This window comes from Rhizobium sp. Root1204, assembly GCF_001424965.1.
In the GTDB taxonomy this organism is placed as follows: domain Bacteria; phylum Pseudomonadota; class Alphaproteobacteria; order Rhizobiales; family Rhizobiaceae; genus Pararhizobium.
In genome coordinates this window covers 1-25195 of sequence record NZ_LMCZ01000027.1, presented here as the reverse complement: position 1 = coordinate 25195, position 25195 = coordinate 1, and the positions used below count along the sequence as shown (strand labels likewise).

Below are 25195 nucleotides of genomic sequence, written 5' to 3'. Positions count from 1 at the left end.
GGTGGCGGCGATCTTCGACCCGTTCGGCAATGCCGTGCATACCGCACTCTCCTTCGATCTGGTGGGCGAGGATGTGCTTGTCACTGGCGCCGGCCCGATCGGCATCATGGGCGCGATGGTTGCCAAGCGCTCCGGCGCGCGCAAGGTCGTGATCACCGATATCAATCCAGTGCGGCTGGCGCTGGCCGAAAAGATGGGCATCGATTATGTCGTCGATGCGTCGAAGGAAAACCTCGCCGAYGTGATGAAGCGGATCGGCATGACTGAGGGGTTCGATGTCGGGCTRGAAATGTCGGGTGCTGCCCCTGCCTTCCGCGACATGATCGACAAGATGAACAATGGCGGCAAGATTGCCATTCTCGGCATTGCGCCGACCGGCTTTGAGATCGACTGGAACAAGGTGATCTTCAAGATGCTCAAYCTCAAGGGCATCTACGGCCGCGAAATGTTCGAGACCTGGTACAAGATGATTGCCTTCGTGCAAGGCGGCCTCGACCTGTCGCCGATCATCACCCACCGCATCGGCATCGACGATTTCCGCGAAATGTTCGAGACCTGGTACAAGATGATTGCCTTCGTGCAAGGCGGCCTCGACCTGTCGCCGATCATCACCCACCGCATCGGCATCGACGATTTCCGYGAGGGTTTCGAGGCGATGCGCTCCGGAAACTCAGGAAAGGTTGTCATGGATTGGTAGGGCGGGTGAGGGCATACGGACAAGGTTAATTGGGAACGGCCAGGCGGCGGGGAGATCGGAATGCCAACTCACTCTTGCGAGAAGTCTTCCCCGCCGAGGTGCTTTGAATGATGAACATCGCGCAATCTGCAAACCCGCAGGAAAACTGGAACCGCCGGATGTTAACCTTGGCGTTTCCCATCATTCTTGCCAACCTGGCTCAACCGATCCTGTCATTGGTCGATACGATGGTGGCAGGGCATCTGCCGGGTTCGTCCTATCTCGGCGGCGTCGCGCTCGCCGGTGTGCTGTTCAATTTCCTGTTCTGGAGTTTCAGCTTCCTGCGGATGGCGACTACCGGTCTGGTTTCGCAGGCCTGGGGTGCCAACGATAGCGCTCTCATGCGCCTGCATCTGCTCAGAGCGCTTCTCATTGCCGCCGCCGGCGGTGCAGGGATCATTATCCTGCAAAAGCCGATCATCGAGATTGGTTTGGGATTCCTCGGCGGCAGCGCGGCCGTCTATGAAAGCGCTTCGGCTTACGCCTTCGCCCGAATCTGGTCGGCCCCCGCCACCCTTGGTAATTTTGTTCTGCTCGGCTATCTCCTCGGCCGCCAGCGGGTGATGGTTTCACTCGGCTTGCAGATCGCGCTGAATGTGATCAATCTCGCCGCGACACTGACGCTGGTCTTCGTTTTCGAGTGGGGGGTCGCCGGCATTGGCGCAGGTACGGCGCTGGCGGAATGGGCTGCTTTCATCGCGGGGCTTGTAATCGTCAAGCCTTTTGGCGCGCGCCCGGCGGTGGGGTTGCGGGATTTGCTGGATAGGCTTGCATTTCAACGATTGATCGCAGTCAACCGTGACATATTCCTGCGCAGTCTGTTCTTGCTGATCTGCTTCGGCTGGTTTGCTCGCAGCGGTGCCGCAGAAGGTGATGCCATTCTGGCCGCCAACGCCGTCCTTCTCAATCTCCATGGCATCACTTCGTACGGGCTGGACGGGTTTGCCCATGCCACCGAAACCCTCGTCGGTTCCGTCATTGGCGCACGGCGCAGAGACGCCCTTGCCCGCGTAATCAAGGCCGCCCTCCTTTGGTCGGGTCTGGTCGCGCTGTTATTTTCGCTTTGTTACGCGTTCGCGGGTCCGTCGATCATAGCACTTCTGACCAACCAGGAGGATGTGCGCACGGCCGCCGTCACGTTCCTTCCTTATCTGGTCGTATTGCCGGTCGTCTCGGTGACAAGCTACATGCTCGACGGCGTCTTCATCGGTGCAATGCGCACAAGGGAATTGCGCAACAGCATGTTCATCTCGACCGTCATCTTTCTTGTGACAGCCTATGTGCTGCAACAAATCTGGAGCAATCATGGGCTGTGGATCGCGATGATGGTCCTGATGCTTGCCCGCGCCGTGACGCTGGGGCTCGGCCTGAAGCACAGGGATTTTGTTGACGCGCAAGATTTCTAAGAGACCTGTGTACGGGATGCATCTCGCGTTGATTTTATGTGATCTTTTCGACTTCTGGGGTAAAGGGCGCGGAGATATCAGCGTCGACAACCTAAATGTTTGATTCCAGACTTTGATGATGCAGTCTTCTCGCAGGTTTGGAGGGATTCGCTATGGGACAGGTTCTACACGGCAACGCCACGACGACAGAGGCAATCCGTCGAACGGTACAAAATAGTCAAGAGAGCTTGAGGGCACTCTCCAAGCGCTACGGGATCAATCAGAAGACCGTGGCCAAGTGGCGTAAGCGCGCTTCGACGGCCGAACTTCCGACTGTTCCAAAGGAGGCGAAATCGACATTCCTTTCGGTAGAAGAAGAGGCAGTGATCGTTGCTCTCCGCCGCTATACCTTGCTGCTACTGGACGACTGCCTTTTGTGCGCTGAGGCCGACTATACCGTACCTGACCCGGTCTTCCTTGCATCGCTGCCTGCAACGCTATGGCATCAGCCGCCAGCCGCCAGCCGCCAACTGCCTGCCGGATGTCGAAGGCCGCCAATCCTCGGAGTGGTCGGTGCTGAGGATTTGGAAGACCTTCTACGTCGACACCATGAACCGCGGCCGAACTTGAGGCCATCGCCACGTTGGAGACACTGGCCCAAGGCTGGCGCGATCACACTTTACGCAGGCGTTCATCCGGCAACGTAGAAGACTGGTCATCGCGTCTCGGTGGATCGCAATAAATCAAAGCGGAGTGGATATCGACCTCGCCGGCAAGTTTCCGGGCGGAACGCTCGGCCTGGCGCTGGCCGCGCCGGTCAAGCTTGCCGATGACGGCGTCGATCTGTCCAACTCACCACGGGCGAAAATGAGGAGCTCACGAGGATCAGGCCGCTCGTCGCCCTCGAGGCGAAAGTTTCTTCGATGTTCCATAACTTACATTATGCGACTAGAGCCTGTAAGGGGGTACATTCTATTTCCAAGTGCGACATGCCAGTAATTTCAACGGCTTCACTTTGGAGATTTTGGCATGTCTCGATGCTATACGCAGATCACCCTTGCCGATCGTCGGCGTCTTTATCATCTCGTGGCGGCAAAGGTTCCGGCGGAGGACGCAGCGCCTACTCCCGTCCGGGTGGATATTGATCTGAATGGGCGGCTTGAAACCTCTGACCAGTGCTCCATATCAGCCTTCAGAACTCGCCCACAGCACTTGACCACGGATGTACTGGCACTTGCTGTGTGGCGCTTGGAGAGGTCGGGTAATTGCCCGGCCTTTTTCTTTGCGCGCCCCCATCTTCAATCATCCGAGGGGAAAATCCACATCATGAGTTTTGTATTTTAGTCATTACTGTAATATTATGCTTCGACTGAGGGTTTTGGGGTACCTCTGGCATCGGGAACTCTGGTTGGTCTTTTAAAGCGCCTCCAGAGGGGGAGGCTATCGTGAAAGGCATAATTGCGGTGACGTATGTCTCCGCTTTAATTTGTTCGGCCCAACCTTGCCTGTCCGAAAACATCGCCTCCAGCCAGAAAACAATCACCGAAGAGGAAGTTCGAACTCTCAGCGGTCGTCTTTATCGAAACATCCTAATCGCCGCTTGCAAGAACGGTTGGAGATATCCCCGGAAACAACTGGAGCATGGCTTCAAGCGTCATCTTCAGGAATTGAAGCTTCAACTTTCCAATGACGGCTACCGGATCGTGCCAAGCGATAATACCAGGCGACGCTCACCCATGGTGATGGTTAGAGAATGGAAATCACCGACGTTCGGATGCGAACGCCAATATTGGCGTGTAACTCGCGATTAAATTTCCCCGCCGTGATTGTGCAAAAACCTGCCAATTCGAGGGATATCTTTGAACAAGGGGTGACGGCGATGTCACACTCAACACAAGTAATATCCGGATCTCTCTGCTCTTTTGCTCTACTGGGCTTCCTCACCGGGAGCGATGCCCACCAGACGGTAAGCGGCTGGGTCTACCCACCCGCTTGCTGCCAAGGCCGTGGAGTTCGAGGCGACTGTCAGGCCATATCGAGCGTCAACGTCACCAGATCGACGCATGGTTATTTTATCTTGGTTCATCCGGGCGACCATCATCTTGCCACCAGATACCACCGTTTCTTCGTCCCCTATGGGGACGAGATACCGTCGGGTGACCAAAACTATCACATTTGTCTCCACCCGACCGAGGATAATCTCAACTGCTTCTTCGCTCCGCCCGATGCAGTTTGAGATGGCGACGGGAGATGTTTAAGCTGCAACCGGATTGACTCTCCCGTCCCTCTCAATGACGATCCGTCGTCATGAAGTCCGAAATCAACAGTCGCTACAACCTGCGCCAAAATCTCAACGGACTCTGGACAGTTTACGACATCTTCACCGGGGAGCCGGCCGCCGTGAATGGCATAGTTCTCGACATGCTGGAGATGGAAGACGCCGGAGAGTGGGTGGCCCAGCTCAATTTAGAAGACAGACGCCGCAGGATGGGGCCGTTACATTGAGCTCCACCACCGATTTCATTGCAGAACTGGTGCGTGCCGCGAACGAGGTCAACCTACTGGCAGCTATCGAGGTGAGCCGGCTACTTGATCGATCGGTGGACACTATCCGGGATATGAGAGAGCAGATTGGGGTGGAGCAATCCGCTCTCGGCCGTGACGTGGCGATCTACCTGCAAACGGCATCTGCGAGGGCGAAGGGCTTGCCGGACGACCAAGCCCGCGACGCCTTGCTCGATGCGGCGGAGACTATCCGGACGTTGAAGATTGTGCTTGATGCGAAGGATGAGGTTTTGAGGGGCGGGCGATAACCGGCCGCTGGCGTGGGTTGCTTAGTATTAGAGTTGGCCAATCTAGGCTCAAATGTTCCCCTCAAAGTTGATCAGAGCGACAGGAAATGCTATTTAACGCCGTCGCAAAGGCGGATGCGACACGGAAGCTGGCTGCTCGCTGTGCGCCGCGGCTGGCTTCCATCCTAGTTGCCCTAGTTGCCAAACTCGATCGTCGCTCTATTCTGGCCTCATGCCCAAACGCTTCCCAGAGTTCATCCTTCTCGCGCTGATTTTCCTCGCTTTCGGCGTCGCGCTGATGGCGTTCATTGCACCCATTCTCCGAATGCTTGGCTGGTCTTCTTGACTCCACCCACATCGAGAACATAAGCAGTACATTCAGGGAGACATTACCGAGTTATGCACCGCCTATCCACAGGATACGCGCAAGAAACAATGGCCGACTACCAGCCCAAATACCAATGGCACCGCACAGAGCTGGATGAGAACGACCCGCCGAGGGATACGGACTGGATCGGCATGGACGGTGAATTGATGATCGGCCGTATCCGGAGAGAGTTCCACGGTCCGGTGAAGGGCAAATGGCACTGGGCTTCTTGGTTCCCGAAAACCCATATCGGCGCGCGCCCGATGCCAAACGCTGGCTATGCAGACACAGCTCGGATCGCCACACAGAAGGTCGAAGAACAGTGGGAGCTGTGTCTGCGGGTGATGACACCGCGTGACCCACAAGGCAGGAAACCATGAGCGACGACAGAATGACCCATCCGAACTCCCCGGTGCATTTCGAGCACTGGTGCGGGCATGAGGGCTGCAAGCGCTGGGGGTCGTTTGGGAAGGATCGCCGCGGCGTCATCGAGTGGCGGTGCAGCGAGCACGTGGCGGCCGACTATTGGGATAAGCAGCCAGCAGTTCGGGACTGACCGCAATCACTCTTTAACAAACTTGTGGCGCAATATCGGGATGGCAAAGCGACCTCCCAAACCGATAGGCCTTCGCGCGGAACCCGATCTGCCGCTGAAGAGCCGAGCGCGCAAAGCCCGCGACCCCAACCAGCCCCGCCTTCCCTTCGACCCCATGCCGGATCGGATAGAGCCCTGCCTTGCGCTGCTGGCTGCCAAACCGCCAAAGGGCGACGACTGGGCATTCGAAATCAAATGGGATGGATACCGGCTGGCAATCCACGTCGAGCCGACAAAGGTCAGGATACTGACCAGAGGTGGCCACGACTGGACGACGCGCTTCTCGGGCTTAGAGAAAGCCGCCAGAGACCTCGGCGCCACTATGATCTTGGATGGGGAAGCGGTCGTTCTTGACGACCAGGGCCGGTCAGATTTCGGAGCGCTGCAGACTGCGCTCGGCGGCCGGGGTGGGAAGAGAAATGCCGGGGCGGCAATCTTCTATGCGTTCGATCTTCTCTATTATGACGGCCATGATCTTACCCGGATGGAACAGGGAGAACGTCGGGCGATTCTTGAGAGCATCATAACCGAGAACGATGGACCAATCCGGCTTTCGGAAGAGATCGAAGCAGATGGAGACATGCTTCTGGCGACCGCGTGCGAGCATGGCCTCGAAGGCATCATTGCCAAGCATCGCCGCCGGCCATATCGGTCTGGCAGGCTCGGCGACTGGCTAAAGATCAAGTGCGTCCAGAGCGAGAGCTTCGCAGTGGTGGGCTACGAGCCATCCACCACGATGCCGGGCGCCATTGGCAGCCTGCTATTGGCCGCCCGCAAAGGTGACAGGCTGGTCTACGTCGGTTCTGTAGGAACCGGGTTCAAGCACAGCGAGGCCCGCAAGCTGAAACAGCAGCTAGACCAGATGCCGATCAAACGGCCGCCGGTTTCCATCAAGGGGAAGAACCTCGTCTATGCCCGACCGGACCTTGTCGCTGAAATCGAGTTTCGCGCTTGGACGGGAGACGGAAAGTTGCGTCATGCCTCATTCAAAGGGCTTAGAGACGACGCAGATGCAGCCGACATTTACGAGATTGACTGAGTGCCTCTCCGCGGGAACAATTCAGACGTATTCCGGTTTCCCGCGGAACGGAGGAATTGCGATGATCAAACAGCCGAAATTCCCGGCATCCCATGAGGACCGCCATCTTCTGTGTCAGGAAGAGGTAGACGGGCCACTCCAGGACATACTTGACCAGGCCACCACGCATGGATGGGGAACGCTTGAGACAATATCGGCCATGGAAGAGGTTTTGAAAAATATGCGCATTGCCTACGCTGAAGACCCGGATCCGGCGGAAGACCCGCCGAACGACAGCGGCGATGCGATAGACTTCGGCGCTTTCCCATCGGCCGATCGGCTCGTAGATGCCTATGTCAGAGAGAGAGGGAAATCATGACGATCTATGCTTGGACGATCGCAAAACCGGGCCGGCAGGATATCAAGCACGTCTCCGATTTGGCCGAGTTGCGTGAATACCTGCGCGTCCTCGATCTACCGGGCGTTGCTCCGTCCGATTGGGTCACAATGGATACGGAGATTGCAGACCACGGCACCTACACCTATACCCACGGCCGGGACATGCAGGCATAACGAACCTCGTCTGCCGGATGGTCTTCCATGTCCGAATTCAAATCTTCTGGCTTATTCTCGTCGTGCTGCAGCGCCGGGATGGTGCGGATGGCATGGACACAGGTTTCAAAGAAATAGAGCATCGGGCGCCCGTCCTCGTCGCCGTCCAACCTGCCCCGCATCTGGTCCCAGCCACCCATGGCGCCGCGAGCGGTCACGCGCTTGTTGTCGGCGCGATGGAACGAAGCCCCAGGCTTGCCCCGCAATCCGATGCGCATACGCTCGGCGATCGATGGACCGCCATCCTCAGAGAATGCAGCAGGATCTAGAACGCCGTAGGCAATCTTATCCGTTAGATCGCGCTCCTTGACGCCTGCACCTACAGCGTTGGCATTCATCTTGACGCCTTTGTTCGCAGTCGTCTTGCCCTCCGCGTCCGTGTAGATGCCGTACCACTCTCGATAGCGAACCAGCGCCCCACGCGGAAGAACGACGCCCGGTTCTGCGATGTAAGTATCCGAGACGACCGCATACCACCCGAACGAGAATGGCTTGGCTGATCCCCAGTCGCCTGCCCTGAACCTTGTCCACTCTTCCGGGATCTGGAAAGGCTTGATGACGTGACGATCCTTGCGGAAGTTATCGAAGAACGCGCCGTCGATTATATCCCAGTCACCATGCCGCATTGCGCGGACGAGGCTTTCGGAGCCCAACCCCTGGAGACGGGCCTCATAGCCTGGGTCACTAGCTTCCATGCTCGGATTGTCTTCCAACCGAGCCGGGATGTATTGGCGAAGCATCCCACCTTCTGACTTGGCCGCCCGTGTGACCTCCATGGGCAAAGCGCCGTCAATGAAGGTGGCCTTCACGAACTGATGCCCGATGCCTCCAGGGTTAGCGCCGCAGACAATGCGCGGAAACGTGTTGCGGTACTGCTCAGGCACCTTGATGCCAACCATACGAACGCGATTGCGGAGAAACCGGTAGATCACATCCGTGAAGTGCGTCAGCTCATCGATCAGGAGCACATGGATTTCAGCGCCCTGGTATTTGATGCGGTCCCTTTCGTCCTTGCAGTGGCAAAGGTAAATCTTGCTGCCGTTCCAGAACCGGATTTCGTCTTCTACCATCGTGACGAAACCGCACTCGACCCAGCCGGCCAACATCGACCGGAACCCGTTCGGCCCCTCCACGTGGTTCTTGACCAGATCGTCCTTGATGCGGCGAAAGAGATAAACCTGCAGGCCGGGTATGGCCGAGCACCACAGAATGGCTGCTATGCGCATCAGGTGGCTTTTGCCCCCACCCGCAGCTCCACCATAAAGGATTTCCGTTGCCTCGCTCTCAAGAGCCCTCATCTGTTTGGGATGAAGGTCGAAGTTTACGAGGGCGTCAGCTTGATTTGCCATTGATCGTTATCTGCGGCACCAGTTCGAGTTTGCCGCTATGCTCCTGCTTTTCAGCGAGCCCCAGGTCACGGGCAATAATGTTCGGGTTTAGAAGATCAGCAGACGCGCCTTCGAACTTCTGCGTGCGGATGATTTCTTCCACCTGCGTGACGACTGGCAAAAAATCTTGTCGGCCCCGGTACTCATCCCAGGACTTGCGTGCGATATCGAGGAAGATGCACAGCCCTGAAATGGTCATGGCCCGCATCTTGGGGAGGTTCTCGACCGTCCCGACGCCCTGGAACGCGAAGGGCTTGGACTCCCACAACGGGTTCTGCTCCACCCATTCGAAGTACTCGGCACATGCTGCCCACAGCACATCAGGGCTGGCAAAGATCGGTGCCCGTCCGTGTGTGCTTCTGGCTTTCCAGAATTGGTTGCCAGTCGGCGCTGCCATCTGTCTCTCCAAACGCGAAAAGGCCCCCAATGGGGCTGGTTTGTGTTTACGGGAACCAGAGAGTCCTGTGGATCGTTTCGCTTCCGTAAGGAGATCCGACATGTCCGACGCCAAGACCAAATCCTTGATCGAACCGAAAACAGTCTCGCCCAGCGGAAGCTATGACGTCGCGTACTTCGCGAAGAAGCATGGCTTGTCGATGAAGGATGCACTGCGTCTAATCAAAGCCCACGGCTCAGATAGGGATGCTGCTGATAGGGCCGCGCAGAGGTTCCATCACTAACGGCTACCCTCTCACCGGTGTTTCCATGGGTGCACGGGGTCAAGCGGTCGACCATCTATGCCGGTCCCACTTCTAACCTTGCCGCTCTCTTCCTGCTGGATCCTGATGTCGTGGTGGTCGGGACAGGCGACTTCCCAGTTGAGCCTATCCCAGAACAGTTGCTTATTACTCTTGTGAGGTATGCGGTGGTTGACGACCAGATGCATCCGCTTCGGGTTCGTCTGTGGTGAGCCATCCAATCGGAGATGGCCGATGTTTAGGATGCCCAGCTCCTTGCAGCGTTCGCAGAACTGGTTCTCCGGCAGAGCAAGGAACGCTGCCCTACCCTTCTGCCATCGGTGGCCATAGCCGCGTTCGGCGGCGGTCTCTCGTCTATCTCTTCCCACTGTATTGCCTTTGTCGAGCGCCTGAGCGAACTTCTCGTGCCGGACTTGTTTCATGACTGGCATCTGGGAGAAACAACATGACCGTTCAAATTAAAGCTTACGATCCTGACAACAACGGCATCGGCATCTACTTTGGTCAGTACCTCAATCAAAAGTTTGCTGCGTTCGACAACGTGGCGGGGGTGCTTTCGGCGGACGCAGCGGCGACCGGCTACGCTTTCGTCGGTGCAGATGGCGGCGGCGTCGTCTTCAACTCCGCTACTGGGTGGAAAGTCGATCCCGCCACCGGCCATGTGGTAGGTGAACTGAGCAGCATTTCATTTGGCCAGCAGATCACGATCGCCTCAGACGGCACGTTCATCCAAACAACTGAGATGCAAATGAGCGGGCTTCAAATCTCCGCGGCCGAACTGCAGCAGGTTTTCGATCAGGCCTCGGACGGAGAGTTCGACTACCTGTACAGCTCGATACGTGATGGGCAGTTCTTCGTTGAGGGCTCTTCAAGCAAAGACAGTCTTGTCGGAGGCTCGGGCGACAGTACCATCTACGGCGCTGCCGGTGATGACCGAATTTACGGCAGAGGAACGTACGAAGAGAGCGACCGTTTGTTCGGTGGCGATGGAAACGACAAGGTCGTAGGCGGCGACGGCGGTGACGTCATTTATGGAGGAAACGGTGACGACAGGATCTACGGAAAAGGCGGCGAGGACATTCTAAAAGGTGGCCCCGGCAACGACTACGTTTACGGCGGCACTGGCGCCGATAAATTATACGGCGATAGCGGAGACGACGCGCTCATGGGTGGCCGCCAAGAGGATCGCCTATACGGCGGCTCTGGCAACGACTTTTTACATGGCGGCTCAAGCCCTGACACCTTTATTTTCCAGAAGAACGCTGGCCGAGACACTATCGCAGACTTTAGACCAGGTAAGGCGGGTAAGGACCTGATCATATTTCAAGGCACTGACTTGCACTCGTTCGCTGATGTCATTGATCACGCAAAGGATACTCCTCGCGGCGTCGTGATCACATATGAAGAGGGCACCCTACTCTTAGGAGACGTTCGGCTGAAGCAACTCGACAGCCACGATTTCTTCTTTCTTAATTAGGACGATCAATCAGCTAGGCCTTCCAAGAAGTGGAGATCCGGGCTATCGGCCCGGATCTGGTTCATACCTATTTCATTGCTGCCATCGACTAAGCCCGGCTCTCCATTTCAGGACTGCGGGAGCTCTACCGCATTCGTTCCGGTTCGAGAGATAGCCCGTGGGTATCGTAGCTCTCGCGGTAGACCGGCCGGAGATCGGCGATCTTGCGATATGCGGTGACGCCCATGTCACGCAGCGAGTGCCAGGTGTGGCCGGCGCCATAGCGGATGATGGCGAGCGTGAACGAGGCGAGTACCGCGACGACGGCGAGGCAGATATCGAACAGGCGATAGAAGCGCATGCTGTTTCCTTTCGGGGCTGGTGGAAACGAAAACCCCGCCAACCTCTCGGGTGACGGGGCTATTGAGCGTCATTTCCGGGCTCAGCGCTTACTTATGCGATCCCGGTGCGCGACATGTTGGCTCTGGACATCGATGAACAATAACAAGAGAGCCTCGGACGCGACCGTCGTAAGCGCTCATTTCCATGCGCGTTGACGCGGCCCGTTTGACCGGGGTCGCTGTGCTACGGTTGCATCGGATCAGGCAGCGGCGGTTTTTGTGAAGTTTAAGGGCAGCAAATCGGCGATGTCGGCATCTGGCGCGCGCTGCGGCAATTCCGTGAGGATGCAGCGCAGATAGGCCAAAGGCTCGATGCCGCAGGCGCGGCAGGTTAGCATGATGCTGTAGACGACGGCACTGGCCCTGGCTCCGTCCACGGTATCGCTGAACAGCCAACTTTTTCTGCCAGTGGCAAAAATCCTGATATCACGCTCAAGCAAATTGTTGTCGATCGGCATCCTGCCGTCTTCGGTATAGCGCGTCAGATACTTCCACTGGTTCAGGGTGTAGGACACCGCATCGCCAAGCTTGGTATCGGGCAAGACCTTCGGCGCTATGTTGTCGAGCCATGCCTTGAGAGCGTTGAGGATGGGAATGCTATGTTGCTGGCGGAAACGCAATACTCTACAAGGTCAGGTTATGAGTTCAGCCGCCGACATGATGACGCGCAACGGGTCCAAGCGACAAGAGGAGGTTTTCATTCTCGGATCGGCAGGTTGGTTCTCGCCAACGCTTCAGGTGCAAGCGCAGAAAGGAATGGTCGCAGCGATGGGAACAGTTGCTGAGGCCGTGGGCGGTACGGTATGCGGACTAGACGCGGTTGGCGGCGGCGAAGGCTGCTGAGGACCTCAGTACGGAACGGGCGTATGCCTCCTACGGGAACGAGGCCGCAAGGACGATCATAGCCCGCACCCGCGGCTCCGCTCTAATGATGGTGTCGCACAGCAGCGTCTCCCCGAGCGGCGGATCCGCTATAGTCGCGGACGCGGAGAGAAATCAGTCGTTGCCAAGAGGGTCCGATGACACGGCTTCGCTGCCTTATCGTGCTGACTACAACTTTGTTCGCCCTGTCGCCCGGCGGGGGCCTAGCCGACGCGCCGCTTGAATTTCGCGGTGCATGGAACCTACGGTTCGGTCTGCGCAGTGACAGCGATGCGCGGGGTATGCGGGCTGTAGCGCCTTACTGACAAGACGCGAAATCGCTTTGGAGCAGTTTCGGCGTTCAGAACTCTCAGACAGCACTCTGTCATCAAATTGAAGACGCCGAACGCTGTTCCCATGAGACGGGGTGGCGCTTCGTCCGCGATCAGGGTTGCGGGCAAGCCCTCAGACAGTCCCATATGGAGCCCCATAGAACGATGCCCGCCAGAAACATCGGGATGCCGTTCTCGACGGCGAGCAACCGGGCTTCTCACGATCAGCGTCGGTTCTTGTCGCCGCCTATCGTCTCAGGCCGTCATTGTCCGAACTCGAAGACGCCTTCGTGAAAGAATTAGAAGAGATGACCATCGAACCTGTCAGCCTGATTGAACTGAAAGACGCACGAGCCCGGCTCACAAATGACCTTCGAGCCCGACTCGATGAAAAAGCGATGCGGTTCCTGCTTACTCTCCATGATACGGAGCCGGATTTCGACGCCATCGCGCTGACGCAGGCGGCGGCCCTACCGGCAGTTCGGTGGAAGTTGCTTAATCTTGCAGAGCTGAAGCAGCAGAACCCCGACAAACACGCGCTGCAGCGTGGGGAAATCGAGAACATGTTTGCTTAAGCGACTGCGTTCCCAAGCACGGCCAGCTGCAGGTTCCCTGCTCAGGCACTTCCGGCCGGCCAGTCATTTGCCGGCTCTTCGATGCCGTCATCCGATACATCGTCTGCAGGGTCTGGATCACGTTCATTCGCAATCGGCAAACGCTCGATTTCTTCGATCGCGGCTTTGAAGACTTGTGCCTGCTTGGCTCCGGAAACGACCGCTTGATCCAGCAGGCTTTCCAAGCCACTGCGCAGTTTGTCTCGCCAGTCATTAGTCGTTTCGGTTTCTCCGCTTGATCTTTTTATCAGATAGCTCGATCCACACCGGCGCGTGATCGCTCGTATGTTCCCAACCGCGCACATGCTTGTCGACTTCAGCCTTTTTCAGGCGGTCGGCAAGGTCTGGACTGAGCAGGAAATGGTCGAGCCTCAAGCCCGCGTCGCGTCCATAGGCATTCCGGAAATAATCCCAGAACGTGTAGATGCGCTTTCCGGGATGCATTTCGCGCAGCGCATCCATCCAGCCTTGAGCGACAAGGTTTCGGAAGGCTTCGCGCACCTCCGTGCGGAAAAGGGCGTCGTTTATCCAACGCTCCGGCTTATAGACATCCAACTCCGTCGGCATGACGTTATAATCACCGACCAGGACCACGGGTACCTCTAGCTCCAGCAATTCGGCGGCATAGTCGTGCAGACGCTGAAACCATCGGAGCTTGTAGTCGAACTTCGGGCCAGGATAGGGATTGCCGTTTGGGAGATAGAGGCCGCCGATCACAACGCCGTCCACGATGGCTTCGATAAAGCGGCTCTGCTCGTCCTCCGGCTCCCCCGGGAGACCTTTGCGCGTCAGGTGCGGCTCCTGACCTCGAGCCAGGATGGCGACGCCATTCCAGGATTTCTGGCCATGCCAAACCGCGCCATAGCCGGCAGACTGGATGGCCTTCGCTGGAAACTTCGCATCCGGCGACTTCAGCTCCTGGAGGACGACAACGTCAGGCTTCGCCTCGTCCAGCCATCGCAGCAGGACCTCGAGTCGACCGTTTACGCCATTGACGTTGTAGGTGGCGATTTTCACTTGGATGTATGGTCGCCCTTGTCGCCCTCCCCGGGCTGGGCATCGCTCTTAGCCCGCTTGCGCCTGTCAGCCGAGAAGGATCGACCAACGTCGACAGATTCCTTGAACTTGCCATCTTCGTCGCGACGGACGTAGCGTTTGTCGGTGCCAGTATCGATGAGTTCGCGCTTCGACATGATGTTCTCTCCCATTTGTTTGTGCAGCGGAAACCCACAAGACGTCGAAAAGTTTCAGATTGGTGCCAACGGGCTTGAACCGGTCTCAGCCGACTCAGGCGCCAAGGCACGTCCTAGCTAAGCAACTCCGCCGATTCATTTATTTACGTTCTTCCCGGATTCATGCGACCGAAACGGAGGGTTGCGAAACCAGTCGTGCTGCAACGTGCCAATGACCAGATAATAGCCTGCATCTCGGTGTCTAACTCTGGTGCGGGTGGCAATCGGCGGCTTGTCGGTCCAGTCGGAACGGAACGGACCCAACGATCGTCACACAACCGTTTGCACCACCTCGCCACCGTCGAGAAAGGCCTCGAAAAAGTGGGGAGGTTGTTCCCGGAAAGTGCGTCACGGTACGCGACCGCACTCGGAAGTGGTGACAGTACGCTATATTCCGTCGCCTTGCATCGTGACCGGCTGAACCTATTTTTGTCGCATGATCTTCTTCACGAGTGACACCCATTTCGCCGATCCCAGGGTTCTGAGGATCGACCGACGTCGGTTCTCTAACATGGCGGAACACGATGCCGCTCTCATCGAAACGTGGAATGCCGTAGTCGGTGACCACGACGATATCTGGCACCTCGGCGACTTCATGTCGGTCAAAGGCGGCGACTGCGACGAGCTTCTGGGCAGGCTCCATGGTCGTAAACATCTGATCGTCGGGAACAACGACCCGGAGACGACGACGTCAGCCAGCCGCTGGACATCGGTTCAGCATTATCGCGAGATCGAGGTCGACGGCCTGCATCTCATACTCTGCCACTACCCGTTCCGAACATGGAATAAGATGGGCAAGAAATCCATCAATTTGCATGGCCACTCACACGGCAAGCTCAAGCCGCTTCCCCGACAGTTCGATGTCGGGGTTGATGCCCAGGGGCTAATGCCTGTCACGTTAGCGCAAGTCATCAGCAAGCAAGGTCGGGCTCAGGGGTTCGTGCCGCACTAACCTGCCTAGGGACGGCAACGTGGTCATCGGACTTTGCTGATCTTTCTCAAAATTGCGAACATTTTGACCGCGAGAGCCTCGGTTCATGGCTGACATGCCGGGGCTTAGAAAGACTTCGAAAAAAAATTTGGCGGAAATCTTGAAACTGTTTTTCGTCGAAATTAGATCATTTTCGTCAGCCGCCGACAGGGGCTGGCAGACCGGGGACGCGAGTTTCCGCGTCTCCTTTCCATCTCGCTTTACGGAGGATTTGGTTATGAGAAACGATCTTGATTTTGCACCGCTCTATCGCTCAAGCGTCGGTTTCGACCGCGTGTTCAATCTGCTGAACAACGCGCAGCGCCTGCAGGCAATCGACACCTGGCCACCTTACGACATCGTGAAAACGAGCGACGACGATTACCGCATCGAAATGGCAGTCGCAGGCTTCGGCGATACCGATCTGGACATCATCCAGGAACGCAACGTGCTGGTCATTAAAGGCCAGAAGGCCGAGGCCAAGGAGGGCGAATATCTCCATCGCGGTATTGCCGGACGTTCGTTTGAGCGCCGCTTCGAACTGGCCGACCATGTGAAAGTGGAAGATGCCTCCCTGGTCAACGGTCTCCTGAGCATCGCATTGAAACGTGAAATTCCGGAAGCCATGAAGCCGCGCAAGATCGCGATAGGCTCGGGCGGCGAACAGGCTGCCCCGCTGCAGATCGAAGCGGAACGCCAGGTCGCCTAAGGTATCCACGATGAAAAAGCGTGTAGAGAAAAAATTCGTCGTGGAGATCAGGAAGCGCCGCGTCCAAAAAGCAAAGGACGCAACGGAGACCCTGGTAATGCGCGCTCTCGAGAGATTGCGGTCCCAGCCATCGTTGACTGCCAGAATATGATCCAGGCGAGGAGCGTTCCAGCGCTCCCCGCTTCATCCAACCACACGATCGGGCGAGACGGAAAGGAGCAGCCCATGAGACCTGATATGTTCGAGAAGCCCGTCACGATCCTCTTGGGCCTTGGTATCCCAACCGAGGTCAAATCGGTGTTGCATGCCTACCAGATCCTGATGGATTGGCGAAATGCCGCAGATCATTCGCGCGAGTTGGCGCTCAAAGCGTGCAAGGCCGCGATCAACCGTGAAATCGAGGCGCAGACGGCCCGGGCGTTTTTTGTCGCGTTCGCTGAGCGGCACGATCTGCTCGCGCCCGAAATCGGCAGTTTGGTCGCCCAAAGCAGCAAGCGCAATAGCGACCCGCATATTCGATGAGCTGTGTAGCTTCATGCGGCAGGTTACGTCCTGCCGCATCGTTTCACACCTCTTCAACGCGCTCGAGCTCGAAGAAATAGACGCGGTCGTCGCCTTCGATCACCACAGCCCAGACGGAATACCCCGCTCCCCGTCCACAGTCCAATCATCTCACGCGGCTCCACAGGTGGAAGGCCGTGAAACCTTCCCATCTCATTCATCGTCTATTCCCGCTCAACGGAGTCTCCAATCGACCCTCATCATCCTGCCGCCGCTGCTGCGCAAGCCGGTTCGATCTGGCCTTCTGCCGTGCAACCCGCAGCTCGTCCAGATCCGGCAACCACCAGCGGCGAGCCACCTCCCTCTCGCCGTACGGCGTTCGGGCTGGCCAGGTCGCGACCGATTCCTCAAGAGACCCCAGCCGACAGGCCGCCCAGACATATTCCTCGTCTATCGGGGCTTAAAATAAAACGTGGACACAATTTCCGAATCTGCTAGTTCGCCATGCGTATCGGTGAAGATGACGATGCCCGCATGCGTACCGATGGGACGCTCAAATGGGGGGACATCGTCGACAGGAACAGGATACCGCTTTAGCCGGCGTTCACGAGTTCTCGCCTTTGACGCTTCTTCGCCTTCCGTACCTTTCAACGCATCACGTCGCGCCCTTCGCACATCGGGCTCATTACGCTCGGCCGCCGCCTCGATCGCAAGCCATCGCCGGCGTAATTCATCCAGTGATCGGTAAGGGACAGTCCACAGGCGGCGATCCGCATCCCATCGCGCCAATGGAATCTCCCGGATCTCGGTGACGACCGTGCGTGAATAGGGCGTTCGGATTTGTAAGCCGGACGGAGCAGCTTCGAGATAGCGGCTCTCGATCGGTTCGAAGGCGAACGCATCCCTGCCCTTTTTGTCGGCAAAGGCGTCGGCGTCCGCTTCCATCTGGGCGAGCCAGCGTCCAATGCGCTTGCCGGCCGTGCGCCCGGGCACAAACCAGGCGTTCAGTCTGTCGCTCCACCGGGCACGGGGAAACGTCTCGCGAAACCGTTGCACCGTGATGCGATCGTGAGGAAGGTCCGTCGTTGCTCCGACGGGTGTGTCAGCTTCGATACCGCTCGTCGTTTCTATTTCCATTGCTCTATTGCCGGCGCCAACTGGCCGCACGCCGCCGCATTTCGGGATTTTGCGAACCGCTTGATAGCCTGCTCGAGCGGTCGCTGCCCATCACAGCAATCCTGCCAAGCGGTGCTCTTCTTCAACAGGTTGGGCACGGTGCGGATGGTGAACCGCTTTGGATTCAGTTCTGTTTTCACCTGGCTCCAGCTGAGCGGCATCGAGACTGTCGCTCCTGGACGTGCGCGTGGAGACAAGGTGCGACTGCGGTCGCCATCCGGTCATTGCGCAGATAATCGCTGAAGATGCGGCCCTCGCGCTGTTTCTTCGCCATCTTGATTCAGGCCTGGAAATACCGTGTCGCTGAACAAGGTGTTCGACCGCGAGGTCAGCCGCCGCACGTGTCTCGAATGTGGCCCGTATAGTGGTGGTGCTGTCGTCTGCCATCTGAAATTCTCCTTTTCGTCCACCACTTTCACAAACTGAACCCACCAGTGGTTTCGCTGCATTGCTGTTGGCAGCAAGGAAGGGCCTTATGGGGGGCTGTAACCCTGTATTGCACCATCCAGCGATGCGACCGGCCCGAGCACCATGGCCCCGGCAAGCTCGTTCGCAAGATCGGTTGCGATCATGTACTCGTCTTCGGCAACATGGACGACGAGACCATCCAGCGCTTCGCTATCCATCTGCAGTCTCCATTATGTTGCTTTCGGATATGGGAATCATAATTGTGCAACGAACACCATCTGGACCTAACTCGAAACTCGTCTGCGCGTTCAACTGATAGGGCAAAGCTTTTTCAATCAGCTCGCGCCCCTGACCGCCGCCTTGGGCCTTCGCCCCGACCGGCGGCATGGACACGCCACTTTCGCGCCATTCAATATGAAGCCGAGGCCGGCCTCTGCGATCGGGCTCCGCCATCTTCCAGATGATAGCGAGATGCCCGTTTGGCTGTCCAAGAGCACCGTACTTGACCGCATTCGTGGCAAGTTCATGTAGCGCCATCGCCAACGTTTGCACCATGCTGGAGCGAAGCCGGATACCGGAAGGGCCGTTCAGTGCCACGCGGTTCGAAGACCCATGCATCGCCTGAAGTTCTGTGCGGATCAATTCGTCAAATGCCACCCTGTCTGTTTCTCCCAACCTCGACAGGAGCCCCTGCACTCGAGCGAGCGCTTCAAGGCGTTCGCCAAAGCGGTTTCGAAAATCCTGAAAGTCGGCGCTGGTTTCGCCTGTCCGTTTGGCGGTCGAGCGAACGACTCCCATGAGATTGCGGGTCCGGTGCTGGAGTTCCTCGACGAGGACCTCCATACGCTCTGCCGCGTCCTTGTCATCGGTAACGTCTTGACCTATGCCGCCAATCCTGATGACGCTCCCCTCGGAGTCGAAGATGGGGAAATCGGTATCGCGGAGCCAGCGGACCTCTCCATCATTGGGACGGCGAATGCGGAATTCAAAAGATACCCGTTCGCCCTGTTGAACCCTCTGGATACTTGTGGTTGCAACCTCTCGATCCTCAGGCAAGATCATGTCGAGCCAATTCTTAAAGTTTTCTCCAGCTAATGCCTCATCGCGGGAAAGTCCGTAGATCGCCTCAAATGCGGGAGTGAGGTAGGTCCACTGCAGCGTCTTCGGATCGCGGCTCCAAAGCACGTCTTGCGATGCCTCGCCAAACTGGCGCAACCGCTCCTCGCTCTCCTGAAGGGCCTCCTGTGCGGCTCGTCGACTAGTGACGTCCTGGCCGATCTTTAAGAACCCACTGTGAGCGCCGCCCTCCAGCAACGGTACGACCTGGCCTTCGATGAAAACGCGGTGGCCGTCCTTGTGAAGGTGCCACCGAACATCAGGCGCCTGGCCTTCGCAAAGGGCCATTTGCGCTTCATGCTCCGGTACGCCCTGCTCGCGATCTTCCGAAGTATAGAGGATGTCGCTCGGCTGGCCCTCGATTTCATCACGCGTCCAACCGAAAACAGCTTCAGCCCCTGGTTGCCATGACTTGACGCGCCGCTCAGGGTCGATCGTAAAAATGGCGTAGTCGCGGGCGCTCTCAACGATCAAACGAAGTTGTTCCTCGTTCTGACGCGCGGCTTGTTCGACGTAATATTGTTCCGTGACAGGCGTCGCCTGGTGGATAAGTGCAATGATGTTGCCGTCAGCGTCGAACATAGGCGCGTTGACAGCCAACCACCAGGTGGGCTCCAATTCGCCATCGGGCTTCTGGATGTCGTACCGGAGACGGGTCATTATATCCGTGCGGCGCGTGGCGATGACCCGCTCCAGCGAGGCGGCTACCAATCCCGACCCCTGCAGGCCCGGATGATCTGGATCATGGATGAAGACGTCAAGCAACCTGCGTCCGACCAGCGCTTCGCGCGTGGCACGCGTCACATCAAGATAGGCGTCGTTGACGGCGATGATGGTGTAATCGGGGGCGTTGGGAGCGACGACGAGGAACGGGACGGGCGATGCCGCGAACAAAGCCTGATACCTTGCCTCGCTTTCGCGCAGCGCCGCCTCTATGCGGGCACGCTCGACTGCCGACCAAGTGCGCTCGGCCACCTCCTCCACGAACGCAATCCCAGATGTCGTCCAGAGACGAGGTGCCTTCGACGCGACCAATACGGCCCAGACCGGATTCCTGTCACCGCGCCGCGCGGAGGCGACCATTAATGCGCCCATCCGAAGCGCTGCGAAACCCCGTTTGTCGGATGCGGACAACGACTCGTCGGCGGCCGTGTTTGCCAGCACCAAGGTGCCAGCCTCTACTCGGTTCCAAGCTTCTGGGAAGTCCGATAGCCTGAGGACGCCCTCAGCGGGCGCCAGATCGGGTCGACGATACTCTGGCCCGATCTCCGCTCGGTCCCACTCCTTCTCGACCTGCGCCACGTAAGCGCGGTCCACGCCCATATGTTCGGCCAGCAGCGTCATAGAGGTTAAGGCGACGGCGCGCGCATCAGTCTCCCGACGCAGGCGATCGCTCAGCGTCAACATAAACGCGTGACGCTCCTCGCTCTGGCGGAGGGTTGCTTCGGCCTTCTTGCGCGCGGTGATGTTGGTGAAAAGGACCGCAACGCGGTTTCGATCCGGGTCCAGGCTGAAGATGTTCAGGTCGAAGGTTCGCCCGAGAGCCGGCTCCTCCTCCTCTGTCCGGATGGCCTGACCAGTGTCGAGCGCTTGACCGTAAAGCTTCGTCCAACGAGGGTTTGGTGCACCCAGAAGTTCTGTCGCGGTTTTTCCAACTGGCCAGGGCATAGCCGTATGTTCAATAAACGCCGGGTTGACTTCGAGAAATCGGAAGTCGGTCCATTTGCCAGTATCGTCCTTCAGGACCTCGACCACGGCATAAGCCTCGTCCATAGACTCGAATAGGGAGCGGTAACGCGCTTCGCTTTGGCGGAGTGCCGCATCGGCGCGGGTACGCTCGGACACGTCGATGAAGGTCACGACCGTGCCGTCAATCTGATTTTCCACTGTCCGATAGGGGCGAACCCGCATGGAGTATTGCTGGCCCTTTCGGCTCCTAACCTCGCGCTCGATCGGCGCCAGATCCTGCAGGACCTTGCGTGCGTCTTCCTCGATACCGCTGTAATCAAGCTGGTGGGTGAAATCGGTGATGGCGCGGCCGACGTCGTGCCGCGTGATATTGAAGAGTTCCGCGACCTGTGGGGTGAACATCTTGATCCGCAGTTCGGGATCAAGGAACAACGTGCCGATCTCGGTCGCAGCGGTCAGGTTCTGAAGGTCGCTGTGAGCTGCCGAAATGCTATCCAGCTTGCTCTTCAGCTCGGAATTGACGGTATGCAGCTCCTCGTTGATCGACTGCAATTCTTCCTTTGACGTTTCGAGCTCCTCTGCGGTCGAACGGTACTCTTCGTTGATCGACTGAAGTTCCTCGTTCGCGGCGCGCAGTTCCTGGATGGAAGCATCATGCCGCTCCGACTGACAATCAGCGCTTCTTGCGAGGCCTTAAGCTCGGCGTAGAGGCGGCGAACATCTTCAGCATTCGCACCGGGCAGTGCTTCTCCTTCTTCCCCCTCCAGCACCTCATCGCCATCCAGAAAGAACACCAATGCCTGGGGCGTCTTCTGCGCCTCGTTCGTCACAGGCACCACCTGCATCGCAACCCGACGTCGTTCCTGGCCAAAGGAAACGACTGTCGGCAAGGTTATAGTGTGCTTTTTCTGTTCAAACGCGCGCGTCAGGGCGAGCCTCAGATCGAGGCGCAGTTCGGGCCTCACAACTACAGGCAGTTCCTTTGAAACCGGGCCGGCCGGAAGTTGAATGAAGCGACCGGCGTTCGGCGACAGATGCAGGATATTTTGCCCATCATCGACAAGTGCACTTGCCGGAGCATTGTTCTCCAGAGCTTCTACGTGAAGAGCCGCCGGAAAAGTTGTGCGTTCTGCGCCCAGGGTTACCGGTCGGGCGGGACTGACAATCTGCTCGGGAGCTGCAAACTGAGGAAGGATCGGCAGGTGATGCCCGACATGCGGTCGGGAGCTGTAGATGCGGGCCTGCCTGTCGACCGGGGCGAATAGGTCGGCCGCCGCATCGACGGTCTCAGCCGAGCCCAAGAACAGGAAACGGCCCGGCCTCAGACCATAGTGGAAGATCGAGCAGACCTGAGCCTGAACGGTGCGCTCGAGATAGATAAGCAGATTGCGGCAGGTAATGAGGTCGAGCCGCATGAAAGGCGGCTCCTTGAGAATGCTGTGCTTGGCGAAGAGCACGTTTTCTCGCAATTCCTTTCGCACCCGGTAGTGCGATCCTTCGTCAATAAAGAACCGCTCCAGCCGTTCCTGCGAGACATCGGCTTCGATGGTGCGTGGATACAGGCCTTCCCGTGCCGTCGCCAGCGCCCGCTCGTCCAGATCGGTGGCGAATATCTGGAAAGGCACCGTTGCCTTCTGGCGAGCCATTCCCTCGTGGAGCAACATCGCCACGCTATAGGCTTCTTCACCAGTTGCGCAGCCGACAACCCAGATACGGATACTCTCGTCTCCTTCCGACATCGCAGTCTCGAAGGTCGGCTTGATCACCTGGCGGGCCAACGCCTCGAAGGAGGCCTCATCCCTGAAGAACATCGTCACCGAGATCAACAAGTCGTAGAAGAGATGCTGTGCCTCCTCAGGATGTGTGAGGAAATAATCCGCGTAATCGGAGAAGGTCGGGGTCCGACACACCTGCATACGACGCATCACTCGGCGCAGCACGGTCGCGCGCTTGTAGGACGAAAAGTCGTGGCCCGTCTTGGCGCGAAGCAGAGCCACGATCCTGCGAAGCTCGTTCGCCGCGCCGGCTATGTCGAGTGATCGGACGGCTTCCTTGCTGTGGGCCACCTCTATCAGGCGCTCCGCCAGCCGTGAGATTGGCGCCACGAAATCCGCCATCCCCGTCGCTATCGCGCTTTGGGGCATCGATGCGAAGCTGGCCTCGGCCGGCTCCTGAACCATGATGATACCGCCCGCCTCTTTGACGGCTGCGACGCCCAGAGCTCCATCCGACCCGGCTCCCGACAGGACAATCGCTACGCCGTCGCCTCGTCCCGCGGCTGCTGAACGAAAGAAAAGGTCGATGGGTGCGCGGTGGCCGCGCGGTTCGCTGAACGCACGGGCGGTGATGTTGTCTCCCTCGATAACCAGTTCACGGTCCGGTGGGATGACGAAGACATTGTTTGGCTTGAACGTCAGTCCGTCATAGACCTGATGCACGGGCATACGCGTACAGACAGAAAGAATATCGCCGAGCGCGCTTGGTTCATCCGGGTTCAAATGAAGGATGACCACATAGGCTAGCCCCAGATCCGTGGGGAGTTGGCGAAACAGCGCCTGCAGAGCGGCAACCCCGCCAGCAGAGGCGCCAATCGAGCAGAGTGGCACAAGTTTCGCGGGCTGCTGATCTTCGGTCTGGGCCATGACATTCAACTCATTGCGCTTTGCGACAATCTAGCATCCTGATCGACCTTGCGTAAGGTCGATCACACAGCGGGCCTCACAGGTTGTACGGCGATCGGGCAGAGTCGCTCCAGGCGCCCCTCCGACGAAATATCTCATCTTGACCGGACGAGACCCTGGCCGCCGTAGACCGACTCCCAGGTCATGTGATGGGCGTCGTCGGAGCTAGAACCACAATGACGGAAGCGGATGCAGATTGAACTCGATCTGGGTTTTAAATGGAGTATCAGAGTAATTCCGTTGACATCCTTGCTACACCGATCACTGTACGGGGCGAGCAGCGAAAGGCGGCCTGGCATGAACTTCAGTAACCTGGTTGGAAAGACGGTGCTCGTTATTGAGGACGATTATCATCAGGCGCGGGAAGTGGCTCAGGCTTTGGAAACGCAGGGTATTCATGTCGTCGGCCCCTATCCGACGGTGCATGAAGGCCTCGAAGCCGCGCGTGGGGCCGTGCTGGACGCCGCAGTTCTCGACATTAGGTTGCGATCCGATGACAGTTTTCCACTCGCTGACGAACTGCTGGCGCAAAAGGTGCCCATCATGTTCGTGACCGGCTACGACACGAACGTCATCCCAGCTCGGTTCAAGGATTTGCCACGCCTTGTAAAGCCGCTTGAAGGAGCACGATTGCCGCTCGTGTTGTCACTGACGATGGCGACCACGGGGGGGCGCCCCCTGCAGGCTTGATCGAGTTGACTTTTCGACGGATCGCCGGAACACCCTACTTTGCCGTGAGTTTAAGACAATGTGCTCGGGCAGTTGCTCTCTACCGAGGATCTGAATTTAAAATGGGACGTGCGCAACAAGAAAAGATCATCGTGCTCGTTGTCGAGGACGATCCGATGCAGCGAATGATGGCGGTCGATATTGTCGAAGAAGCCGGTTTCACCGCGATCGAGGCTGCCAACGCCGACGAGGCCGTTTTGATTCTGGAAATGCGGGATGACATCAGAATTATGTTCACGGACATCGACATGCCCGGCACGATGGACGGCTTGCTGTTGGCTAGTGTCGTTCGGGATCGGTGGCCACCGATCGAAATCATCATCACGTCTGGCAAAGAGGGCGGAAGCGAACTTCAGCTGCCGGAGCGAAGCGTGTTTTTCCCAAAGCCATACGATCCTGAACATTTATGCAGCACCCTGGCTGATTTCGGCGAGTCACACTAATCCCGAATCATCCCGCGAGGGGAAGCTGACATTTGGCCGTGCCGCGTTTCGTTCCGGCCACGACATCGCTTTGAGAACGCTACCCGGGTCTCTGACCGAAGCGGCCCATCGCGGAATGCCCTTCCAAAATTGATTGAACAACACGCCGCCATTCTGTCCAGCAGTACGCATCCGAGGAGGGCCGCCTTGCTAAGAAGTGAGGCGAACTGGATGCTCTGTCTATATGGACGTCAATATAGACAGTGTGAGAACCGTGGATTTAGACAGTGTGAGAACCGTGGATTTA

The 25195-nt window shown here is 57.8% G+C and carries 28 protein-coding genes and 5 pseudogenes; 20 read left to right on the top strand and 13 right to left on the bottom strand.

Features of this window, described 5'->3' with window-relative positions; all coding sequences use genetic code 11:
* The 12 genes and pseudogenes from ASC96_RS20640 to ASC96_RS20595 all read left to right on the top strand — a co-directional run.
* The coding region (locus tag ASC96_RS20640; RefSeq protein ID WP_156397690.1) for a zinc-binding dehydrogenase at positions 1-697 on the top strand (697 nt) is incomplete at its 5' end.
* A 107-nt stretch (positions 698-804) separates the two neighbouring features.
* Positions 805-2142, top strand: a complete 1338-nt coding sequence (locus ASC96_RS20635; protein ID WP_060505008.1) for an MATE family efflux transporter — start codon at positions 805-807, stop codon at positions 2140-2142.
* A gap of 152 nt (positions 2143-2294) precedes the next feature.
* Positions 2295-2634, top strand: a pseudogene (locus tag ASC96_RS32105) (IS481 family transposase); the annotation flags it as partial.
* A 249-nt stretch (positions 2635-2883) separates the two neighbouring features.
* Positions 2884-2967: pseudogene (locus ASC96_RS32880) on the top strand (alpha/beta hydrolase); the annotation flags it as partial.
* Positions 2968-3566: 599 nt separating this feature from the next.
* Positions 3567-3932 (top strand): hypothetical protein, encoded by a 366-nt coding sequence (locus tag ASC96_RS32875; RefSeq protein WP_156397689.1) that lies wholly within the window; start codon positions 3567-3569, stop codon positions 3930-3932.
* 496 nt (positions 3933-4428) lie between these two features.
* Positions 4429-4626, top strand: a complete 198-nt coding sequence (locus tag ASC96_RS20625) for a hypothetical protein (RefSeq protein ID WP_060505006.1) — start codon at positions 4429-4431, stop codon at positions 4624-4626.
* The gene (locus ASC96_RS20620; protein ID WP_060505005.1) at positions 4623-4934 is read left to right on the top strand and encodes a hypothetical protein; all 312 of its coding nucleotides are present in this window, start codon (positions 4623-4625) and stop codon (positions 4932-4934) included. Before ASC96_RS20625 ends, ASC96_RS20620 begins: the two co-directional genes overlap by 4 nt.
* A 414-nt stretch (positions 4935-5348) precedes the next feature.
* Positions 5349-5660, top strand: coding sequence for a hypothetical protein (locus tag ASC96_RS20615; protein ID WP_060505004.1), 312 nt, complete (start codon positions 5349-5351; stop codon positions 5658-5660).
* Positions 5657-5836 carry a hypothetical protein gene (locus ASC96_RS20610; protein ID WP_060505003.1) on the top strand — a complete coding sequence of 60 codons (180 nt, stop codon included), beginning with the start codon at positions 5657-5659 and terminating at the stop codon, positions 5834-5836. The genes ASC96_RS20615 and ASC96_RS20610 overlap by 4 nt, the downstream gene beginning before the upstream one ends.
* A 40-nt stretch (positions 5837-5876) precedes the next feature.
* On the top strand, positions 5877-6914 hold the full coding sequence (ligD, locus tag ASC96_RS20605; protein WP_060505002.1) for a non-homologous end-joining DNA ligase: 1038 nt from the start codon (positions 5877-5879) through the stop codon (positions 6912-6914).
* 61 nt (positions 6915-6975) lie between these two features.
* The gene (locus tag ASC96_RS20600; protein ID WP_060505001.1) at positions 6976-7272 is read left to right on the top strand and encodes a hypothetical protein; all 297 of its coding nucleotides are present in this window, start codon (positions 6976-6978) and stop codon (positions 7270-7272) included.
* Complete coding sequence (locus ASC96_RS20595; protein ID WP_060505000.1) at positions 7269-7466, top strand: hypothetical protein; 198 nt, start codon at positions 7269-7271, stop codon at positions 7464-7466. The genes ASC96_RS20600 and ASC96_RS20595 overlap by 4 nt, the downstream gene beginning before the upstream one ends.
* On the opposite strand, the gene ASC96_RS20590 is transcribed toward ASC96_RS20595, so the two are convergent.
* Together ASC96_RS20590 and ASC96_RS20585 are read right to left on the bottom strand one after the other, a co-directional pair.
* Entirely contained in the window at positions 7436-8854 is a 1419-nt protein-coding gene (locus ASC96_RS20590; protein ID WP_060504999.1) for a terminase family protein, read from the bottom strand. The genes ASC96_RS20595 and ASC96_RS20590 overlap by 31 nt on opposite strands.
* The gene (locus ASC96_RS20585) at positions 8838-9290 is read right to left on the bottom strand and encodes a DNA-packaging protein (RefSeq protein ID WP_060504998.1); all 453 of its coding nucleotides are present in this window, start codon (positions 9288-9290) and stop codon (positions 8838-8840) included. The genes ASC96_RS20590 and ASC96_RS20585 overlap by 17 nt, the downstream gene beginning before the upstream one ends.
* A gap of 100 nt (positions 9291-9390) precedes the next feature.
* Between ASC96_RS20585 and ASC96_RS20580 the strand changes: the two genes are divergently transcribed.
* The gene (locus ASC96_RS20580; RefSeq protein ID WP_060504997.1) at positions 9391-9573 is read left to right on the top strand and encodes a DUF3606 domain-containing protein; all 183 of its coding nucleotides are present in this window, start codon (positions 9391-9393) and stop codon (positions 9571-9573) included.
* 11 nt (positions 9574-9584) lie between these two features.
* On the opposite strand, the gene ASC96_RS20575 is transcribed toward ASC96_RS20580, so the two are convergent.
* Positions 9585-10013: a hypothetical protein gene (locus tag ASC96_RS20575; protein WP_200956644.1), complete on the bottom strand. Its 429-nt coding sequence runs from the start codon at positions 10011-10013 to the stop codon at positions 9585-9587.
* Between the two features lie 23 nt (positions 10014-10036).
* Here ASC96_RS20575 and ASC96_RS20570 point away from each other — a divergent pair, with 23 nt between their 5' ends.
* A complete protein-coding gene (locus tag ASC96_RS20570) occupies positions 10037-11068 on the top strand; it encodes a calcium-binding protein (RefSeq protein ID WP_060504995.1) in 1032 nt (343 codons plus the stop codon).
* 124 nt (positions 11069-11192) lie between these two features.
* Here the strand turns inward: ASC96_RS20570 and ASC96_RS20565 are convergent, their stop codons facing one another.
* Positions 11193-11408 (bottom strand): hypothetical protein, encoded by a 216-nt coding sequence (locus ASC96_RS20565; RefSeq protein ID WP_060504994.1) that lies wholly within the window; start codon positions 11406-11408, stop codon positions 11193-11195.
* 240 nt (positions 11409-11648) lie between these two features.
* Positions 11649-12059 (bottom strand): annotated as a pseudogene (locus tag ASC96_RS20560) (transposase); the annotation flags it as partial.
* A gap of 872 nt (positions 12060-12931) precedes the next feature.
* Between ASC96_RS20560 and ASC96_RS20550 the strand changes: the two are divergent.
* Positions 12932-13216, top strand: coding sequence for a hypothetical protein (locus ASC96_RS20550; RefSeq protein ID WP_210171873.1), 285 nt, complete (start codon positions 12932-12934; stop codon positions 13214-13216).
* A gap of 41 nt (positions 13217-13257) precedes the next feature.
* Here the strand turns inward: ASC96_RS20550 and ASC96_RS20545 are convergent, their stop codons facing one another.
* Genes ASC96_RS20545 through ASC96_RS20535 form a run of 3 tightly spaced genes read right to left on the bottom strand, consistent with a single transcriptional unit; the run spans position 13258 to position 14448 of the window.
* Positions 13258-13440, bottom strand: coding sequence for a hypothetical protein (locus ASC96_RS20545; protein ID WP_244482227.1), 183 nt, complete (start codon positions 13438-13440; stop codon positions 13258-13260).
* A gap of 28 nt (positions 13441-13468) precedes the next feature.
* Positions 13469-14272, bottom strand: coding sequence for an exodeoxyribonuclease III (gene xth / locus ASC96_RS20540; protein ID WP_060504990.1), 804 nt, complete (start codon positions 14270-14272; stop codon positions 13469-13471).
* Positions 14269-14448: a hypothetical protein gene (locus tag ASC96_RS20535; RefSeq protein WP_060504989.1), complete on the bottom strand. Its 180-nt coding sequence runs from the start codon at positions 14446-14448 to the stop codon at positions 14269-14271. Before ASC96_RS20535 ends, xth begins: the two co-directional genes overlap by 4 nt.
* Before the next feature lie 475 nt (positions 14449-14923).
* Here ASC96_RS20535 and ASC96_RS20530 point away from each other — a divergent pair, with 475 nt between their 5' ends.
* From ASC96_RS20530 to ASC96_RS20520, 3 genes are all read left to right on the top strand, one after another.
* On the top strand, positions 14924-15439 hold the full coding sequence (locus ASC96_RS20530) for a metallophosphoesterase family protein (RefSeq protein WP_060504988.1): 516 nt from the start codon (positions 14924-14926) through the stop codon (positions 15437-15439).
* Positions 15440-15695: 256 nt separating this feature from the next.
* Positions 15696-16166 carry an Hsp20 family protein gene (locus ASC96_RS20525; protein ID WP_060504987.1) on the top strand — a complete coding sequence of 157 codons (471 nt, stop codon included), beginning with the start codon at positions 15696-15698 and terminating at the stop codon, positions 16164-16166.
* A gap of 225 nt (positions 16167-16391) precedes the next feature.
* Entirely contained in the window at positions 16392-16688 is a 297-nt protein-coding gene (locus tag ASC96_RS20520; RefSeq protein ID WP_060504986.1) for a DUF982 domain-containing protein, read from the top strand.
* A gap of 196 nt (positions 16689-16884) precedes the next feature.
* Here the strand turns inward: ASC96_RS20520 and ASC96_RS20515 are convergent.
* The 5 genes and pseudogenes from ASC96_RS20515 to ASC96_RS20505 form a co-directional block, all read right to left on the bottom strand.
* Positions 16885-17804: pseudogene (locus ASC96_RS20515) on the bottom strand (hypothetical protein).
* Positions 17795-18123, bottom strand: a pseudogene (locus ASC96_RS32085) (hypothetical protein); the annotation flags it as partial. The pseudogenes ASC96_RS32085 and ASC96_RS20515, both read right to left, overlap by 10 nt.
* Positions 18124-18316: 193 nt before the next feature.
* Positions 18317-18469 carry a hypothetical protein gene (locus ASC96_RS32870; protein WP_156397688.1) on the bottom strand — a complete coding sequence of 51 codons (153 nt, stop codon included), beginning with the start codon at positions 18467-18469 and terminating at the stop codon, positions 18317-18319.
* On the bottom strand, positions 18462-21608 hold the full coding sequence (locus tag ASC96_RS34010; protein ID WP_156397687.1) for a PAS domain S-box protein: 3147 nt from the start codon (positions 21606-21608) through the stop codon (positions 18462-18464). Before ASC96_RS34010 ends, ASC96_RS32870 begins: the two co-directional genes overlap by 8 nt.
* Positions 21563-23698, bottom strand: coding sequence for a CheR family methyltransferase (locus ASC96_RS20505; protein WP_156397686.1), 2136 nt, complete (start codon positions 23696-23698; stop codon positions 21563-21565). The genes ASC96_RS34010 and ASC96_RS20505 overlap by 46 nt, the downstream gene beginning before the upstream one ends.
* A 336-nt stretch (positions 23699-24034) precedes the next feature.
* Between ASC96_RS20505 and ASC96_RS20500 the strand changes: the two genes are divergently transcribed.
* The gene (locus ASC96_RS20500; protein WP_162246379.1) at positions 24035-24427 is read left to right on the top strand and encodes a response regulator; all 393 of its coding nucleotides are present in this window, start codon (positions 24035-24037) and stop codon (positions 24425-24427) included.
* A 101-nt stretch (positions 24428-24528) separates the two neighbouring features.
* Positions 24529-24909 (top strand): response regulator, encoded by a 381-nt coding sequence (locus ASC96_RS20495; protein ID WP_060504983.1) that lies wholly within the window; start codon positions 24529-24531, stop codon positions 24907-24909.
* Positions 24910-25195: the final 286 nt, after the last annotated feature.

Coding starts and splice junctions, on each gene's coding strand:
- ligD (WP_060505002.1), top strand. CDS start 5,877: ATGGCAAAGCGACCTCCCAAACCGATAGGCCTTCGCGCGGAACCCGAT.
- ASC96_RS20500 (WP_162246379.1), top strand. CDS start 24,035: ATGAACTTCAGTAACCTGGTTGGAAAGACGGTGCTCGTTATTGAGGAC.
- ASC96_RS20575 (WP_200956644.1), bottom strand. CDS start 10,013: ATGAAACAAGTCCGGCACGAGAAGTTCGCTCAGGCGCTCGACAAAGGC.
- ASC96_RS20625 (WP_060505006.1), top strand. CDS start 4,429: ATGAAGTCCGAAATCAACAGTCGCTACAACCTGCGCCAAAATCTCAAC.
- ASC96_RS20590 (WP_060504999.1), bottom strand. CDS start 8,854: ATGGCAAATCAAGCTGACGCCCTCGTAAACTTCGACCTTCATCCCAAA.
- ASC96_RS20615 (WP_060505004.1), top strand. CDS start 5,349: ATGGCCGACTACCAGCCCAAATACCAATGGCACCGCACAGAGCTGGAT.
- ASC96_RS20495 (WP_060504983.1), top strand. CDS start 24,529: ATGGGACGTGCGCAACAAGAAAAGATCATCGTGCTCGTTGTCGAGGAC.
- ASC96_RS20570 (WP_060504995.1), top strand. CDS start 10,037: ATGACCGTTCAAATTAAAGCTTACGATCCTGACAACAACGGCATCGGC.
- ASC96_RS20565 (WP_060504994.1), bottom strand. CDS start 11,408: ATGCGCTTCTATCGCCTGTTCGATATCTGCCTCGCCGTCGTCGCGGTA.
- ASC96_RS20585 (WP_060504998.1), bottom strand. CDS start 9,290: ATGGCAGCGCCGACTGGCAACCAATTCTGGAAAGCCAGAAGCACACAC.
- ASC96_RS20610 (WP_060505003.1), top strand. CDS start 5,657: ATGAGCGACGACAGAATGACCCATCCGAACTCCCCGGTGCATTTCGAG.
- ASC96_RS20595 (WP_060505000.1), top strand. CDS start 7,269: ATGACGATCTATGCTTGGACGATCGCAAAACCGGGCCGGCAGGATATC.
- ASC96_RS20525 (WP_060504987.1), top strand. CDS start 15,696: ATGAGAAACGATCTTGATTTTGCACCGCTCTATCGCTCAAGCGTCGGT.
- ASC96_RS20635 (WP_060505008.1), top strand. CDS start 805: ATGATGAACATCGCGCAATCTGCAAACCCGCAGGAAAACTGGAACCGC.
- ASC96_RS20530 (WP_060504988.1), top strand. CDS start 14,924: ATGATCTTCTTCACGAGTGACACCCATTTCGCCGATCCCAGGGTTCTG.
- ASC96_RS20520 (WP_060504986.1), top strand. CDS start 16,392: ATGAGACCTGATATGTTCGAGAAGCCCGTCACGATCCTCTTGGGCCTT.
- ASC96_RS32870 (WP_156397688.1), bottom strand. CDS start 18,469: ATGGATAGCGAAGCGCTGGATGGTCTCGTCGTCCATGTTGCCGAAGAC.
- ASC96_RS20505 (WP_156397686.1), bottom strand. CDS start 23,698: ATGGCCCAGACCGAAGATCAGCAGCCCGCGAAACTTGTGCCACTCTGC.
- ASC96_RS20580 (WP_060504997.1), top strand. CDS start 9,391: ATGTCCGACGCCAAGACCAAATCCTTGATCGAACCGAAAACAGTCTCG.
- ASC96_RS20535 (WP_060504989.1), bottom strand. CDS start 14,448: ATGTCGAAGCGCGAACTCATCGATACTGGCACCGACAAACGCTACGTC.
- ASC96_RS20600 (WP_060505001.1), top strand. CDS start 6,976: ATGATCAAACAGCCGAAATTCCCGGCATCCCATGAGGACCGCCATCTT.